Raw genomic sequence first — 16890 nt, forward strand, 5'->3', positions numbered from 1 at the left:
AATTTGGGGGCAATTGTTCCGCTTATTGTTGTACATTACTCCAGTTAATTACTGAAGCACTCCCTTTGATTTCAGGTGGTAATGAGTTTAACGCTTTTTGTGCTTCTTCTGCAGAACTGTAAGTTCCATATACACCCTTGTAACGTGTTTTGCCATCACGTTCATATTTGATCTGAGCCATCCGATCTTTTTTAGGAGCCTTATAAAGAACTTGTGCTACTTGAGATGGCTTTTCACCCTCTGTCAACTCAATAGTATAACCTTGTGGATTTTGGCTATTTACCCAAGTCTGATCTCTATCCTTAAAAGAAACAGGAGAATGTAATTCGCCAACATGATACGATTGAGGAACATTAACTTCACGTCGTTGTTGATACTTATAGTCATAATTAACCATACGGTAACTATTTATAGCATATGGTTCAGTAATGTCAGTGTATGAGTAAGCGGGATATGTGAGGTATTCACTGTCCTTGGCACAAGAAGACATAATAAAAGCACACACTACCATGAGTGCTAAGTTTATTTTCTTATCCATTGTCATTCCCCTAGTTTATAGTTCTTATTATTCACTTCTTGACTACTATATCTACATAATTAGAAAAAACTTTAGAAATTTGTGTTGTTAAAGAACAAATTTTGTCTTACAGTAATTATTTTTTTATTCCTATGGCAAAAACTTATGTGGACACATCGACGTTCTGGACAAACAAATCAAAGAGGGAACTTGGATCATCGAGATCCTTATGAACGAGATCGAACACGAGTAATTCACTGCCCAGCATTCAGGCGACTGCAAAGAAAAACTCAAATTTTAGGCACTGACGAAGGTGATTTTCATCGAACTCGTCTAACCCATTCTCTGGAAGTCGATTCTATAGGACGGAGCATAGTCCACAATCTATTGATGAACCAAGAAAAACACATTGGCCTGGCCGGCTTATTGCCCAATGATGATTTAATCTCTGTTATTTGTTTACTTCATGATATTGGTCATCCACCTTTTGGCCATGGTGGCGAAGTAGCGCTGAATTACATGATGCGCGATTATGGAGGATTTGAAGCAAACGGCCAAACTCTACGATTACTCACTAAAGTAGAAAGCAGCTATGGAACCTATGGTCTTGATTTAACCCGACGTGCACTGCTTGGTATTTTAAAATATCCTGTGAAACGTTCTACGGTTGTTGCCCCCAAACAAGCGCCCGTTCATGAATCCATCCATAAAACCATTAAGATTAACGATTGGTTACCGCCCAAAGCTTATTTTGATTGTGAACAGCCTGAGATCGATTGGTTGTTATCCCCTTTTTCCAATAGTGATAAAGAATTATTTCAATCGCTGTCACAAAAGCCTCAAGGCACAAAAACAGGAAAATCGGCTTATCATAGTTTTGATTGCTCTATTATGGACATCGCAGATGATATTGCTTATGGAGTTCATGATCTTGAAGATGCGATTCATTTACGTCTAATCAATCCCGCTCATCTAGATACACCTGAGTTTCGGCAGTTATTAAACAATACATTGTTAGCCGGACGTCAAAATCAATTAATTGAGTCATTATTTTCCTCAGATCTGTATTCAAGGAAACAAACGATCGGAGAAATGGTTAATTATTTTATTACTTCAACCCAAATCATAACAACCAATGAACACTTCGAAAATAATTTACTTAAATACAATCTAGCCCTTACTCCTGAAGCAAATGCACTTTTGAATTATTTAAAACAATGCATCTATAATAATGTCATCGACTCTCAAGAAGCCCGTACTTTTGAGTTTGGAGGCCAAACCGTGGTATTAAGGCTCTTCGATGCCATCAGTTCAAATCCCGGTAGTTTATTAGATAATAAAAACAGAGTTTTTTTTAAACAAGCTGAAGATGAAACGACTGCTTATCGAATCGTTTGCGATTATCTGGCTAATATGACAGATGAGTATGCCTATAGGATGCATGAGCGCTTATTTGGATTTAATACACGAACAATTTTCGAAAGACTTTAAAGCAGTATCAGAGTTGTTTTGTTCATATTAAAGGTGGACGAAATGACTCTTTGAACGCTTCAGAATAATTGAATAAAAAAAGAAACTATAGAATGAACAAATATGTGGCGTCCCCAAGGGGGTTCGAACCCCTGTTACCGCCGTGAAAGGGCAGTGTCCTAGGCCGCTAGACGATGGGGACCTGGATCTTTATATTTTATACTTCTTACTGCTAAACTACAACACCAATAATGGCGTCCCCAAGGGGGTTCGAACCCCTGTTACCGCCGTGAAAGGGCAGTGTCCTAGGCCGCTAGACGATGGGGACCTTGAACATTTCTCCCATCAACATCAGAGATGTTGATGGTGGAGCTAGGCGGGATCGAACCGCCGACCTCTTGCATGCCATGCAAGCGCTCTCCCAGCTGAGCTATAACCCCAAAATTAGGTTCGCAGTTTAATGAGCTACCTAAGATCTGTCAAGTAAATTTTGCACTTTTCCTAAAGAAGTTTATTTTGTAATTGAAAAAATTGAGGAATAAATTTTTTAAGTTGCTAATTAAAAGAAAAATCAAAACGCCTGGTTATTATAGACCGAATAAAAATGCGAACTTCTGTGCAATATAATCTTCTAAAATGCATTTATTAAAATAAAGCCCCTAATGAATAATTTATTTACATATCGCATTGTATATATTCGTTTTTTCTCACTATAATATGCCTCACTATTAGCTAAATAAAAAAATATTCATTGCATCTTTAACGCTTAATCTCCTGTTAATAATAACCATGTATTCTTTTATTTCTTTTAATTCTAGGAGTTTTGCTGTGCAACAATACTCACAAAACAAATACATTCAATCCTTACTAGAAAATCTAATTACTTCATACGAAACTGAAATAAACTACACTCCTTTACAAATTGAGCTTGATTCAAAACAAATCGTTGAAAATGATATTGATAGCCTGATCAATTTTCTTAACGATGATCGTAAACGACTATTTATTTTTAAAATTCCAGAAAACCAACAAACATCAAATCGACTCGGACTTCTTGCACGTCGAATAGTCTTAAATAAAACAGCAGAAACCTTGCTTAAAAACACATCAAGCGAACCCAAAATTAACCCATTAAAGTATGCGTTAAGTTCTAACTCCCCTGCCGTTCGTGCCCGCATCCAGATTCAAAAAAGCATTGTTTTACCTGCGCCCCCCAGTGCCCAAGAAGTGATTCATCTCGAACAGAGTGAACATGTAGGAGGCCCGGAGCTCAACCTTGTACCGATTGAATCAACTGAGCTTCCTGAATTAATCAAACAACTTAAGGCATTAGGGATTGACAACCTACAAGAATCCGCACTTCCTTTAATAAAAGAACATTCTTATGCCTTTGGTGACGGTATTATCCCTGGCAATCTTCCTAAAGGATTTCATATAAACAAAGACAAAAAAGCACTTTGTTATACTGATGCACCAAGAAAACTTCCCTCTGCTTTAGCTCCGGTACTAAAAAAACAAGAATCATTAACATTACCTTCAATTGAGGAAATAACCGCACTATTACCTCATCTTCCTCAAAATACTCTTTCTATGCTTGTGGAATCTAAGTATTCACCTGAACAAAAAAACACGCTTCTGAGTCTTGTCCCTGCAAATGAAAGCGAAATCAAAACGTTTTTACTTCAACTGTATAAATCAAATGGGTCGATCTCCGCCACGCAGCAGGATGAATTCATTATTCCATTACTTTGTAAGCAATATGTACTTGGAGGTGAGGCACATACTATTTTATTGGTCAGACTGCTTATTGCCTGTTTGAATAAAAAAATTGACATTGAGTTCCTTAAAAACCCTGAAACACAAAATTCACTTTTGAGTACACGTGGGATTAAAAATCTACAAAAATTAATTCAACTCCCTGCCGAACAAAAAGAATGGTGGAATACACTGGTTAAGGCGCATCTAGAGTATGACAAAAGCAGTTTTGATTTTAACACTTTTTTTGATGCCTATACTCAAACTGTTCTCCCTCGCATTGCAGAAAAAAGTCTTACACTCCCTAATCCGTGCCCGATTCATCATAAGGGGCATTTTCTCATTACATTAAATCGTGTATTGGATGTAATAGAACATGCTAAAAATCCACAAGAACAGTGTCTCTCTTTATCGGAACTTAATTGGGGCTCAACAGGCGTACATTATGCCATGTTACAAAAGCCAGCTTCAGAGCAATTTAAGCAAGTTGCTGGATGTATGTACATTGATAACCCTGAAGATACCATTACAGATCCTGAACCCATTTATCAGAAAATCGACACAGAACCCTACGATCTTAAACCTTGGCTATTTCGATATATGGGACAACATTGGAAGTCAGAAATAAGATTAACTGACATCCAGGCTCAACTTCGTGAAATTGAAAAACTTGCTTCGTGGACCTCAGTTCAGAAAAATCAATTAGCTTTTATTTTAACCTGTACTTTTGCAAATAATGCTACCTTAGAAGCGGTGCAATGGAAAGAAACTTTAAGTCACTGTATTCATTCATTACAAGGGCTGGATTCAAACGATCGTACTGATTTACTGCAAGCATTCTCTCGATGTTTTGCATTTAAACCTACCCCTTCATTGATGCAAATCAAAACATTAATGAAACAATGTATTGAATTTAAAACTGCGTCTCCTAATAAAAAACTCAAAGATGATTTCATTGTACCCCTGGTTTCCTGCTTGGAAAATGAAGGGTTTGAATTACTAAATACACTACAAGAGCGTATTCAAAAAACTGCACCAGACGAAGTAGATCAATTTTCTTTGGAAGTTACCGCATCCTTTTCTGCGATGCTGCAAAAAAATCGTCAAGACTTATCTCCTGAGATCATTAAATTATTTGCAAAACTTAATGAACCTGATTTAACTCAGGAAAATATTGATAAATTATTATTAACAATTAGAAGTATACAAGATAAGAAAGGCGACCTCTTTCATCACGTTGTATTAAGTACTTTAAGTCAAATTAATATTTCAAAGTCGCAAATATTACCTAAAGCAGAACAAATTCAAACTCTTCTGGAGTTACTGGCGAATTCAGCAGATGCAATCCCTCCTGAGTGTAAAACCTTAGAAAAGCAAGAAGCATGGTTAAAAGCACTCATCATTGAACACAATCCTTTTCCGGGCTGTGTCCTGGGAAATGGAGATATTTCTAAGCTCGATGATTTAATTGTTGATGCTTTAGTTGATGCAATTAAAAAAAGAAGTGCCGTATTCAAAATAGATGTACTTAAAGAGGCATTACAAAAAAACCTAAACAATTTCATTGTTCCTCAACAATTACGCGACCAACTGAATGCTGAACTAATACCACTTTTTGATGCAGTTAATGAGCTTGTCATTCTGCTCCAAACCCCCAACCCCAAATTTCCCGAGGTGATTGAAAAACTCCAATTTTTCGAAGAAAAAAAGCCTATATTACTCGAAGGAATGTATAAGCTATTCATTGGAGAGACTAAAGGGGAATATATTTTAAGTTTCCTCCTTACTGGAAAAAGAAAAGCTACCGATCAAACAACTAATAAAGCATTCGCTGCAGTTTTAGGCCCTGTGCATTCGCTGTTTGTATCTCAAATGAAATCCTTTTTTGACAATCCGCTGAATGAACAAATTGTCAAAGATTTAGATTTGAATACGTGTTTATCATGGATGGCCGCTTTTAATGATACTCACTCTTTAACGTTCTTCTTTAAAGAGGAACTGATTCAGAAAAAAGTATTACCTGCTCTGAAAAAAACATTGCAACAGTTAAATACCCAAGATGTTGAATTTGAAAAAAGCATCCTTGATGAAGCGGCTTTAATCGATGAAAATGCTCCGGCTGATCAAGCACTTCAAGGTTATAAAAATAAAATTGAGTCGATAGCAAATTATCTCAACTTACTTATTGAGATCAATGATCGCCTTCCTCAACAATTTATTAAAATCTACAAACAACTCAACACTGGAAGCCTAGCTCGTTTAAATTATCAGCAAAAGCATACTTTAGTTAATAAATTAATTAGTAACAATACGGAAAAACTCGATCTTTATTTAAAATTAGCAACCCAAACTTTAGAGGAACATCCTAATGCGGATAATGCTGCAATTGGACGGGCTGTAGATGGTCTAGTTGATCTCTTTAATCTTCCCGACCTTGAGCCCGAAACTCAAACAATGTTCTTCAAAATGAGCATGGCTCATAATTTGAAAAGTACTACATCGTTCCCACTTGCTGCATTAAATAAATTCAAGAATTCGGATCTCCCAGAACAGACCAAATCATTAATTATCAAGCAAATTATTCAGATTTTAGCGGGGCTATCCACTACAGACTCAGGACTCATTCAAGAGTTGGTTGAAAAGACCCAAGTTTTTTTAACTCATAATATCGATCAACCTGAACTTTGTATTGCTTTACTCAACAGAATCTCTCAGGATAACGCAGGACAAAACCTGAGCACCTACCCTCATATTCTCGAACAATTAGCCGAAATCAATCCTGGGGAAAAGAGAGCAAAAGTAGCTACGATTTTGACTGGCCTGGCTAAAAACAAAAAAGACTCAACCGTAAGTCTAGCTTCACTGTTGGAAATCACCAAGGGTTTAAAACGGCGTTTACCTGCTGATGTAGATCAAGTTCTTAAATTATTTACGACACCTCCCTACCCTAATGCACAGAGTCTCAACACTGCTTTGCTTGCACATGACTCAGAAAAAATTAATGCATATTACCTGAGCTTTGACACGAATCCTTTTGCTAAAACCGGTGAAAAAAGGGATTTGGTAAAGCAGTTTGCAACTGATCGAATAAAAGATGCCTTAATTAATCTGCAAGATTTGCTTCATGAAGAAGATTTACCTCACTCATTGCACATGAAGCTTGCCAAACAATTAACTTTTATAGAAACATTAGGCTATACCGATCCGCTAAACCCTGGTGATTTTACCGGTCTAAAAGGATTAACTGCTACCTCACGCCATGACTTAAAAGTAAAAGCTAACGCCTTACTCCAACAATTACGTACACAAGAATTAAGTCCCAAACAAAGAGAAGTAACTCATTTAGAACTTTTAGCGTATTTAAGAGAAATCTATTTCCGCACCACAGGCTTATTTCCAAACACAACACAAATGCTTGTCCTATTGCTCGCATTAGAAGATCCGTCCTCAAATTTATTAATGCGTATCAAAACGGGTGAAGGAAAAAGCATCAATACGCCAATGCTTTCTGTTCTACAATGGGCACAAGGTGGTACGGTAGTTCAATGGACCGCAAACCCAACGCTACTGATTCGAGATTATGAAAACAGCTGCGAACCTTTTTTTGATTTTTTAGGAATTAAATCAGCACTGATCAAAAGTAATAGCTCTATAGATACCTTCGTCCCGAATGGGATTAACTGTTCAACAGTTGAGGATATGGCCTGTTTTCACTTGACGGCAAATAATGGAAAACTTCTTGAAACTAATGGTCCAGTCCATATTGTGTTGGATGAATGTGACGATGCACTTTTAGATCAAGTAACGCTTTACAAGCTCGTCGCCGAAGCCGAAGCTGCGAATACGAACAATCCTGCACAGTGGATTTATCCACTTGCATATCAATTCATTAATCAGCCAGGATTTCGTAACCTCAATCCAGCCTGGGATGAAGATGAAGATCTGGACCAATTCCGACGCTTTCTCAACAAACAAATCAATGAACAATTTAATGGGGATGTTGACAAGCAAAATTATTTGATGGCATCAAGTAACACGCAAATGAAACAATGGATTCATGCCAGTTGTATCGCCGCAAAACTGGTTGAAAACAAGCATTTTATAATGCAACCACTCAAAGAGAAAAATGAAGCTGGCCACGAAATTACGAAGAAAATTGCCTGTGTCCCTTTAATTCGTAGTACTCCTAAAACAGGATCAATTTTTACTGAGTCAGTGCAACAAGCATTACAAGCTCGACTCAAAGCAGAACGCAAAGATCAAGCTCAATATATTTTTATTGATACAGTTCCCTCTGTACTTGGCAGCCAATCTGCACAAGGATTGGTCAAATTTTTCCAAAAAACCTTAGGACGTCTACTGGGAATATCAGCAACTCCGGGAGATAAACCTGAGCTGGAAAGTCTGGCTACATCAATAGGAACTCAGGCAATCAGTGTAGCTCCTTATGCAGGAGACAGACGCATAAATCATCCTCCGATCTTCACCCTTAATCGCGGAGAAACCATTAAGGCAATACATGAAACGCTTAAAAAGATTAAACTCCCTGTTACCAAGCCAACAATGGAAATTAATCCTGATGAAACAATTCTCCCCTATGATGAAACTTTAATTGTACAAAGAAAAATTGCCATTGAAAAATGGAGTCACACACAGACTCAACCCATTCTAATCGTTAATGAAGATTTTGATGAAGCACAAGCTATCGGCAACAGTTTAAAAATCTATGAAGAGCAAGGGTTCAAAATCCAGATTCTTACTGGCAAAGAATCCGCTGCTGAATTGGATAAAATCATTAAACAAGCAGGTCAAGCTAATACCATTACTGTAGGTACTTCAATGCTTGCAAAAGGGATAGACATCAATACGGGCGACCATCCTAAAGGTTTATTTGTGATTCAAACTTATCCTGATACCGAACGAATGACAACCCAAATTGCTGGCCGTGCTGCGCGTAATGGAAAACCTGGGGAATGGCTGCCAATTTATCAGGTAAAAGCGCCAGAGGATTTACTCAATAAGTTTTTTTATTATGTGTTCCCTTGGACTCGGCAACGTATCAATGAACATACAATTGAAGAAGTAAGAGATAAAATCAAATTACAAGCAACTGTTGATAGAACATACACTCAAGCTATTGATGAAGCACAACAAATTTTGATGTCACAAATTGAAGCGTGGGAAAGCTTACTCCTTGAACTATATCATGATGATCCTAAAATCCGATATGAGCTCTATCAATGGCGTGAGCTGCTTTTAAGTGAATTAACTCGTTCTCAAGACACCAGTGTATCTGAACACTCTCTCTATGAAAGTATTGCTCAGTTTAAAAAATCAGCATGCAAATTTTGGGAGTCTGCTCGCGAAGAAAAATGGGCCGCTAAGGCAGCAAAAGCTCCTATGACTAGTGAGCAAGGTCTAAGATTTAAGTATTTAAAAGAATTAGATTTTTTCCAAGAATTAAATATTCAAACCAAGCTGAAGCAGAAAAGTAAACACTTTACTGCAGGAACAACAGCATTAATGCACCAAAACATTGAAACCGTGATTGCTGATAAAGCTGGAGCAGTTCTGGAATATTCTAATCCCTCAGAGGAGGAAAGAAAAAATTTAGAATTAGCACAAAGCCGACAAATTTTACCGAATTTGATTGGAGAATTTTGTGCTGTTTGTCCCAGCGCAATAAAGGTGTTTTTCCCTAAAAATTCATCACAAAACGCTTCCTATATCCCCGAAATAGTTAGAAACGGAATTGACAAGCTCATTGAACAAAAAAATAAGGTACTCCATGGTGACGTACAACAAGAAGTTTCTCAAAGCATTATTCAGTTTTATCAAAAGAAACTAAAAGATGGTGACAGGGAGCAAATTAGAAAATTATTGACTCAGATGAAACCTTTAATTCTAAATCGTTTCTCCGACTTTACAAAGTTTTCACTGGTTGAACAATTTAAAATGCAGGGCCTAATCCTTTCTTTTTCCACTCTTTATCGAAATTTAGATATGCCTGCAGATGCCAATTTAAATGACCTGCAAATGAGCTATGATGCAGAAATTATGAAAAAACTGGCTGAATATTTACTCCATGAATTTGCATGGGTAAAGGAAAATCCAGTTCCTTTTCACGCGCTTTTTGAGCGAAGTGAAGCCAAAAAAGCAGCCTTGGATGTTTATAACTTAGCGAATAACTTAAAGGATTCGCCTCAAGACCAAGAGAAGATTCGTGATCTTTATACCGCGCTTCAACAACATAAAGTCAATTTAAAAGATAAGTATTTGTTTTCAATAAGTCACTCATCACCTCGAAAGGTAATTAATAATGCACTTGATGCTATTGACTCATTAAATAATGCCCCTCACTGTGATCTTGGTTTTCGACAAAACTGTCATGATAAGGTGGTCTCAGAGCATCAGATTGCTGCATTTCGTAAACTGTTAACGAATACCTCTCCTTATTTCTTTAAAACTGATGATCCCACTTGGGAGCATATGAAACAATCTCTACTCAAGATAAGTAATCAGAGCAAAGAGAATCCAAGTCATATTATTCATGAATTATATGAAGCAACCGTCCGCTTTAGCACCTATAAAGCATATCAGCCCTACTTAAATCAACTGAGTGCTTTGCAAAAACAACTTTTACGCTCTGTAGAGGAGTTAGGTAAAGACGATGGACTTAATCAAGACGTTCAGGAAAGTTTATTTACCCAAAAACAGTCTCAATTTGCTGCGTTACTAAAAGTTGATCCTCAAAAAATACGTATTCAAAATGGTACTGATGGCATTCAGTCTTATATAGAACTGCAAATTGAAGATGGAGCATTACAAGAAGGCTTTACTGGATATCAATCCTCTTTTCTAACCCGAGTAGATTCAGAACGAAATAAACTTAAAACCGCCCAATCCACTCTTGAAAGGAATAAAGATGCCCTGCTCAAATTAGCCGATGAAAAAGCAATTGAAGCTCTTCCTGAGCGAAAACATGCCGAATTTAATCAACTATTTAGATTAAAAGCTCTTTCAACTCAAAATTGGAATAATATAAATATTGATCGTGAAGGACTACCTGATTTAATTCGGCAAAAAATGAAATATGTCGATGAAATGAAACAATGGAATTGGAAAGAAAATCCTGTAGATCAAAATCGACTTAGAGTGATTTTTGGCAAAATACCTAACGAACGTTTTTCTATTCTTATGAATAAACAAGCGAGAATAAACGATGAGCTGAGTGAGATTCGCATTCGCATACAAGATATTAAAGAAAAAATCAGTGCAAAGGAAAAAGAAATTGCAGATATAGATAATACCATTAAAGATGCAGAAAAACGTATGAAAGAGAACACCTGTTCTTATCTGGAAAAAGGTAAATTAACCCTTCAAAACATGTCCAGAGAAAGATCCATAAGTTCAATGAGAGAGTATATCAGGGAATTAATTGAAGAGAAAAATTCTATTATTCGAGAAGAAGAAACGGAATGTCTGAATGCGTTAAAAGATCATAATGATCTATTAGATAAAAGTAGAGCACAACTCATAACTGAACTTCTAGAACAAACCAAACTAGATCTTGCATCCTACCTTGATCAAACCGCACAAGAACAAGTTGCTTTAATAGAAAAAGAATTCAGTGAAACTGAGCCTGTTATTGAGAGAATTGAAAAAGAAGAACGTCAAAAAACATGTTATCAAACACGTCGATTCTTCAAAACAAGTGAGTTGTTACGTTATGAGGCAAGCTTAGCTGAAGAAGAAGCCAAGATACTGCTTTCTGAACAACAAGAAGAAGCTCAAATCGTTGAGGCTCTTGTTTATTAATTGCTCTCTCTTTAAGCAACACATTAAAAGAGCCTGGTTGCACGCAACCAGGCTACCTTACTGTTTCTAGAGTCAACTAATTCCGATCTAACTGACGGATAAATCCCCTTTGTCTAATACCCAATACATTGCTAATATTAAATACTCTCTTTCGAGTAAAAAAATATGATCCAAAAAATCCTAATTATCATAGGAATTATTTTACTTATAATTGGTATTTTTTGGCCGTTTATAACAAAATTAGGTTTGGGTAAATTACCTGGTGATATCATCATTCACAAAGGTAACTTTACTTTTTATTTTCCTATTACTACATGCATTTTAATTAGTCTAATCATTACGCTTATTTTTTGGTTTTTTTATAAATAGTATTTTTTAAAACCATTGACAATGCTTTAATATCGATGTTACAAACTTCTCACCCAAACTGATTAGGCATAAAAAATGATAAAATTCTATACTTTTCTTTTAATGGGTTTAGTCGCAGGGACGTGTTTTGCAAAACCATGCATCAGTACTCATAGAAGCTGTTTAAAACTTAAAAATCAACACGCTCAATCGGCTAAAATAGAGTGTAACTGGTTGAATGAAGTGGCTTCTGCAGGTAGATCGCATGGATCAACCCAATTGGATCTTAGCTATGGGGACGGTCTTGGAGCTCCTGAACCCCGGCAAGTTTCGTGCAAGTTAACCACGGGACAAACCAAACAAGGCTTTGAATTTCATAATCCCTATTGGGGTTCATTAATTGAATTTAGTCTGATCTCTGAACGTCAGCTCGAAGTACACATTACAGATGGATGGAGCTCGAGAGAAACACGATATACATTTACCTGGTAATTATCAGAATTTCTACGAGGTATTCACTACTACGTCATCCTGAGGAGTTTACGAGGAAGGATCTCCTGATTTGAATCATACCCATCTGGAGATCCCTCACTGCGTTCAGGATGATGTATCCTCCGCCTGGATGAAGCGATGCGGAACGCCGACTACATAGCATAGGTTCTAAGCGGGTCTTGTCGATAAAATTGAGTAAGTAAATCATAAATATCAGGATAGTAATGCTTGATTACTTCAGGCTTTTCGAAAAATAATTCAGAAAATACTGCAAAAAATTCAGCTGGTGATGTAACCGCATAGGAATCAATTGGAATGGGATCATTTTGCTGGATAAGGCTTATCAAATTGTCATATCCATTGCTAAACGCTTCAGCCCAATGTTTCGCCGACATTCCTTTGTGGAGTGGAGGAAATCCATTCGCTCTACCATTTTGCATATCCAATTTATGAGCAAACTCATGAATTATCACATTTCGTCCTCCCCATCCACCATGATGCAAAGCATCATTCCAAGAAAGAATAACAGGTCCCTGTTGCCACGACTCGCCACTTAAATAAGATCTTCCTGAGTGTTCTATACCAAACTCATCGATTGTTTTGCTCTCACGTGCGTAAGCACCAGGATAGATTACAACCGAAACCCAACCCTCATACCAATCGAGACCCAGATTTAAAATGGGAAGACATGCTTGTAGTGCAATATTTAATTGCATATCAGGTGTTATTTGCAGGTCCCCTACCCCTTCCAATGATTTATAGTGAAGAAATAAAATGGCCAGGTGTTTAAGTCTTCTTTGTTCCTCATTACTCAAGCGTTGTAGTAAATGCAAGTTTTGAAATACGTCATTCCATTGCTCTTCGGTTATCGGTGAATGACGAATTATGCGGTTGTACCACCATTCCTTTAGCCAGTGAAACATTGTCCGTACCTTGCTGTAACTAAAAAGATAAAATTACTTTTAACAAGAATATCAATGGGTCGTTTGTCTTCATAGACAAAATGAAGTACTGCTCTATTTTCTATCCTTAATTTTTTTGGCATACGGTCCTTTACTGAATTACTGCATCAAAAGATTGTTTTGGTATGCCAAAAAAAGTAGCTATTCATCTAAATTAACATTCTATACCCATCTTCGCCAAGCCGATGCTCCTCTAATCGAGCAAAATTTACGTCCATATCTTGGCTATTAAAATGTGCGGACTCATTTCGGCCCAAAACATAAGTAGTCAAATCAGAGTATTCAAGTGGTTTATGATCCGATTGGAGTAGCTCTTTAATTGCAATAAATTGGGGTTGATTTAATGCAGTAACCAATGCGAGTCCAGAAGTGGTTGTGCTGTAAAAACTATAGCTGTAGCGATCGCGTTGTAATGCAACCGAGAGAATATCTCTGAGGATAAAACTCAGTCGTTCCTCATTATTAAGAGTAGCCTCAGGTTCTCGTTGTATACCATTTTTTATTTTAAGTAATAACCTTCCTTTTCCACCTTGTTTACTTGTATTAGTCATTTTATTTTCAATTAATTCAATTAAATCTACCAATACTGCTCTTGTTAACGGAGTGTTTTTCTTTTCCGAATACGTTCGCACTGGCTCTACTTTTAAGCAGAGTTCCTCTGGATCATCAGATTCCGTATCGAGAAGTTCACGATGTGTCTTATTTAAATATTTTGCTGAGTTCGAGACTGTGATCTTAGATTGATCCTGAGAATGTAAAGCTCTACTTCTAGGAATAATACTGGCAATAATTTCAGCTAAAATACGCTTCCATTTTGCTCCTTCTCGTTCGAATTCGTTGAGGAGCTCAGCTTGCTCTATATTCTCTCCGGAGTTTACTATGCTGCCAACCCTATCCAAAAACTGATACATAATCGCTTTGCTCAATTTTCTGATTACAGGAATTACATCAACTCCATAACGTAGATGAGGGGCATCATTTTCTTTATCAAGATCCTGGAACGCTTTTAAATGCGCGCCTAAAATAACTTCCTCTCTAACCTGACAATGTGGTGGATAAGTAGGTCTAATGGGTATATGGAATTTTGCAAGTATCTGATCAAGCAACTCTTCAGTATCCTCACCCACTTCAAGATAAGGATAAAGCGTTTCAACATAATTCAAATTTTTAGAGCTAGATAAATCAATTGAGCTATTGGTTAAGGTATAATTGAAGAAATCTAAAAAAGGAACATAAAATAAATTACCTGGTACGGGATCTAAAAGAAGTAAATTCGTTTCCAAGTGAAAACGATCAACATGAGCCAACTTGAGAGCCGCCATAATAGCAGCAATCCCACCTCGACTTAAACCAATGCCGTTAAACTTTACTTTATATCCGTCTTTAATTAACTTCTTGATCACTTCTACAACTTGATCACTCTGTTCTTTTACCCCCGCTCCGAATAAAAGCCCTTTTACCCCATAATCAACGCCGCATCCATTAAAACCCATTTTAAAATGAGTAGCATCTTTATGTTGCTCAACCTCATCAGCAGAGCTAATACGTACACCCTTACAATCTCTAGATAAAACTTGGTGCAAATGAGTATTGGGTTCTTCAATACTGTAAATCGTTCCTTCAAATATTGCGGTCAGAGTTATCTCTTTCATTAATTAAAAACCTTTTAAATACAGATTGTAAAAAAACGTATTCTAACAACATCGATCATGATGAGCAATTAACAACCAAGAAAAGAACTTTATTTATCCAGTTGTTTTATTTTTATAAGTCTGATTTAATCAGCATCTGTATTTTAAATGCAAACCATGGATAAAATGAAATCCTTGTGTTGATAAAGCAAGCGCTCTACGTACGTACGAAATTAATCGAGATCGAACGATAACCTCATAATGAACCCGTCTCTCACTTCTCTAATAGATAAATTAAACAGACAACTCCATGAACTGGACTTAGATTTATATTCAGCGCAATGTAAGAAACAAGAGCTCGAAGAACAAATCCAACATATTGAAGAACAGGTTAATGAAAGCACCCACTCTCTTATCGTTAATCCAGTAACTGAAATATCTTGGCTTAATTTCATCACCCAACAACAAGAAAAAAAAGAAGCGATAACTCTGGATCTTAAAAATTACCAAGATATAGAAAATAAATTAAAGGAAAAAATCAAACGCACTAAAATGGAATTAAAAATGTTAGCAAATTATTTGGAGCGGCGACCAACCAATCAGCAGAAAAGCTCCTTAGGTTAATGTCTTATTATAGGTACACTAACCTCTGAGCGTGTTTTTGTCTAGATGCATCGTAAAACACACTCATCTGTATCAGTCTCTGCTACCTCATCCTGAGCTGCCGGCGCATCAATGACATTGCCTGAACATAAAGCATCTATAGAAGCAGCAGAACGAGTAACTACAGAAATTAAGCTATGAGGAACGCTAATGATCGCCAATAAAGCACTCACAGCAGCTGTCAAAAGTGCAACTCCGACAAACTGTATCATAAACCCAGTAAATTCTAGTGCATCATCACGAAGCGTTGGAGCATCAAATAAAGCACTACCAGCGGCAACAAGCAAAGCTCCAATGCAAATAACGGTTGAAAGAACTGAAGCATATACAGAAAATCCAGCAGTCACAACTCCTGCGAATGGATATATACCTGGAGCAATTAATTCGCCTATAAATTCATACCTATTTTTATATGCAGTGAAAAAACCAGGACGACCCCTATATGTGTTAATTGCTCTACGGGCGATTTCTTCAATGGTTTCTCCTTCTAAAATGAAATTTACTTCTTTTTCACCTAATAAATAAAGCATAAGATCCTTCGTATTTCAGGGCCCATAAAAATAAAGTAGAATTTTTATTTCAACATACTTGTTTGTACTTCAGTAGTAGTCTCCATATTATTCATACATTCAAGTACTTCAGCACCGACAGAAGCCAAACTACGAGTGCCAAGTGTAACTAAAGCACATGGAATGCTAAGAGCTGCAAGTAAGAGACTCGCTGCTGTGAGTAAAATTGAATAGCCAGTTAAATACAAAAAAGTAGAAGCACCCGCAAGTGCTGTATTACACAGATTTGTGTTTCCGAACGCAGTAGCCCCCAGACCAACAACCAAGGCTCCAGCGCAGGCAAGCGGGGAAATAACACCTATAACAACTCCCATGATACCCAAAGCAGCAAACTCCAAGGGATGCACAACTGGAGCGAGCACACCACCAAGAAACTCTTTACGGTCTTGGTAAGGTTGAAAAAATCCAGGACGTTTTTTATATAACTCAATAAATCGTGCTCGTTCATAAGAACAAAATAAAGAATCATCTGGGTCCTTCATATCATTTAATACATACCAGATATCATCTAAACTTATCATTCCCAACATTTATATCCCTCATTTCGCCTAGTTTTTGCCCATGCTAAAGAGATGACGTAGGGATGTCAATCTATTTAATCCTCTGAGCACGGTCGTTAAAAATTCTTGTCATTCAGATGACGATGTTAAGTTTGTTGTCATTCC

General features: G+C 37.0%; 10 protein-coding genes and 3 tRNA genes. 5 read left to right on the forward strand and 8 right to left on the reverse strand.

Annotated features, from left to right (window positions below):
• Window positions 1–22 precede the first annotated feature (22 nt).
• Window positions 23–538 carry an SPOR domain-containing protein gene (locus tag ACWTEW_RS07290; RefSeq protein ID WP_454781040.1) on the reverse strand — a complete coding sequence of 172 codons (516 nt, stop codon included), beginning with the start codon at window positions 536–538 and terminating at the stop codon, window positions 23–25.
• A 144-nt stretch (window positions 539–682) separates the two neighbouring features.
• On the opposite strand from ACWTEW_RS07290, the gene ACWTEW_RS07295 reads away from it, so the two are divergent.
• On the forward strand, window positions 683–2008 hold the full coding sequence (locus ACWTEW_RS07295; protein ID WP_454781041.1) for an anti-phage deoxyguanosine triphosphatase: 1326 nt from the start codon (window positions 683–685) through the stop codon (window positions 2006–2008).
• A 105-nt stretch (window positions 2009–2113) separates the two neighbouring features.
• On the opposite strand, the gene ACWTEW_RS07300 is transcribed toward ACWTEW_RS07295, so the two are convergent.
• From ACWTEW_RS07300 to ACWTEW_RS07310, 3 genes are all read right to left on the reverse strand, one after another.
• A tRNA-Glu gene (locus ACWTEW_RS07300) sits at window positions 2114–2189 on the reverse strand.
• A gap of 50 nt (window positions 2190–2239) precedes the next feature.
• Window positions 2240–2315, reverse strand: a tRNA-Glu gene (locus tag ACWTEW_RS07305).
• 36 nt (window positions 2316–2351) lie between these two features.
• Window positions 2352–2427 (reverse strand) — tRNA-Ala (locus ACWTEW_RS07310).
• A gap of 388 nt (window positions 2428–2815) precedes the next feature.
• Between ACWTEW_RS07310 and ACWTEW_RS07315 the strand changes: the two genes are divergently transcribed.
• The 3 genes from ACWTEW_RS07315 to ACWTEW_RS07325 all read left to right on the forward strand — a co-directional run bounded on the left by ACWTEW_RS07315 (window position 2816) and on the right by ACWTEW_RS07325 (window position 12400).
• Window positions 2816–11560 carry a preprotein translocase subunit SecA gene (locus ACWTEW_RS07315; protein ID WP_454781042.1) on the forward strand — a complete coding sequence of 2915 codons (8745 nt, stop codon included), beginning with the start codon at window positions 2816–2818 and terminating at the stop codon, window positions 11558–11560.
• A gap of 165 nt (window positions 11561–11725) precedes the next feature.
• Window positions 11726–11929 carry a DUF2905 domain-containing protein gene (locus ACWTEW_RS07320; RefSeq protein WP_454781043.1) on the forward strand — a complete coding sequence of 68 codons (204 nt, stop codon included), beginning with the start codon at window positions 11726–11728 and terminating at the stop codon, window positions 11927–11929.
• 75 nt (window positions 11930–12004) lie between these two features.
• The gene (locus ACWTEW_RS07325) at window positions 12005–12400 is read left to right on the forward strand and encodes a hypothetical protein (RefSeq protein ID WP_454781044.1); all 396 of its coding nucleotides are present in this window, start codon (window positions 12005–12007) and stop codon (window positions 12398–12400) included.
• Window positions 12401–12552: 152 nt separating this feature from the next.
• On the opposite strand, the gene ACWTEW_RS07330 is transcribed toward ACWTEW_RS07325, so the two are convergent.
• On the reverse strand, window positions 12553–13323 hold the full coding sequence (locus ACWTEW_RS07330; RefSeq protein WP_454781045.1) for a M90 family metallopeptidase: 771 nt from the start codon (window positions 13321–13323) through the stop codon (window positions 12553–12555).
• A 188-nt stretch (window positions 13324–13511) separates the two neighbouring features.
• Window positions 13512–15014 carry a hypothetical protein gene (locus tag ACWTEW_RS07335; protein WP_454781046.1) on the reverse strand — a complete coding sequence of 501 codons (1503 nt, stop codon included), beginning with the start codon at window positions 15012–15014 and terminating at the stop codon, window positions 13512–13514.
• 240 nt (window positions 15015–15254) lie between these two features.
• On the opposite strand from ACWTEW_RS07335, the gene ACWTEW_RS07340 reads away from it, so the two are divergent.
• On the forward strand, window positions 15255–15617 hold the full coding sequence (locus ACWTEW_RS07340) for a hypothetical protein (protein ID WP_454781047.1): 363 nt from the start codon (window positions 15255–15257) through the stop codon (window positions 15615–15617).
• A 41-nt stretch (window positions 15618–15658) separates the two neighbouring features.
• On the opposite strand, the gene ACWTEW_RS07345 is transcribed toward ACWTEW_RS07340, so the two are convergent.
• Together ACWTEW_RS07345 and ACWTEW_RS07350 are read right to left on the reverse strand one after the other, a co-directional pair.
• Entirely contained in the window at window positions 15659–16186 is a 528-nt protein-coding gene (locus ACWTEW_RS07345; protein ID WP_454781048.1) for a hypothetical protein, read from the reverse strand.
• Window positions 16187–16230: 44 nt separating this feature from the next.
• Window positions 16231–16755, reverse strand: coding sequence for a hypothetical protein (locus tag ACWTEW_RS07350; RefSeq protein WP_454781049.1), 525 nt, complete (start codon window positions 16753–16755; stop codon window positions 16231–16233).
• Window positions 16756–16890: the final 135 nt, after the last annotated feature.

This window comes from Legionella stuttgartensis (genome assembly GCF_977063405.2).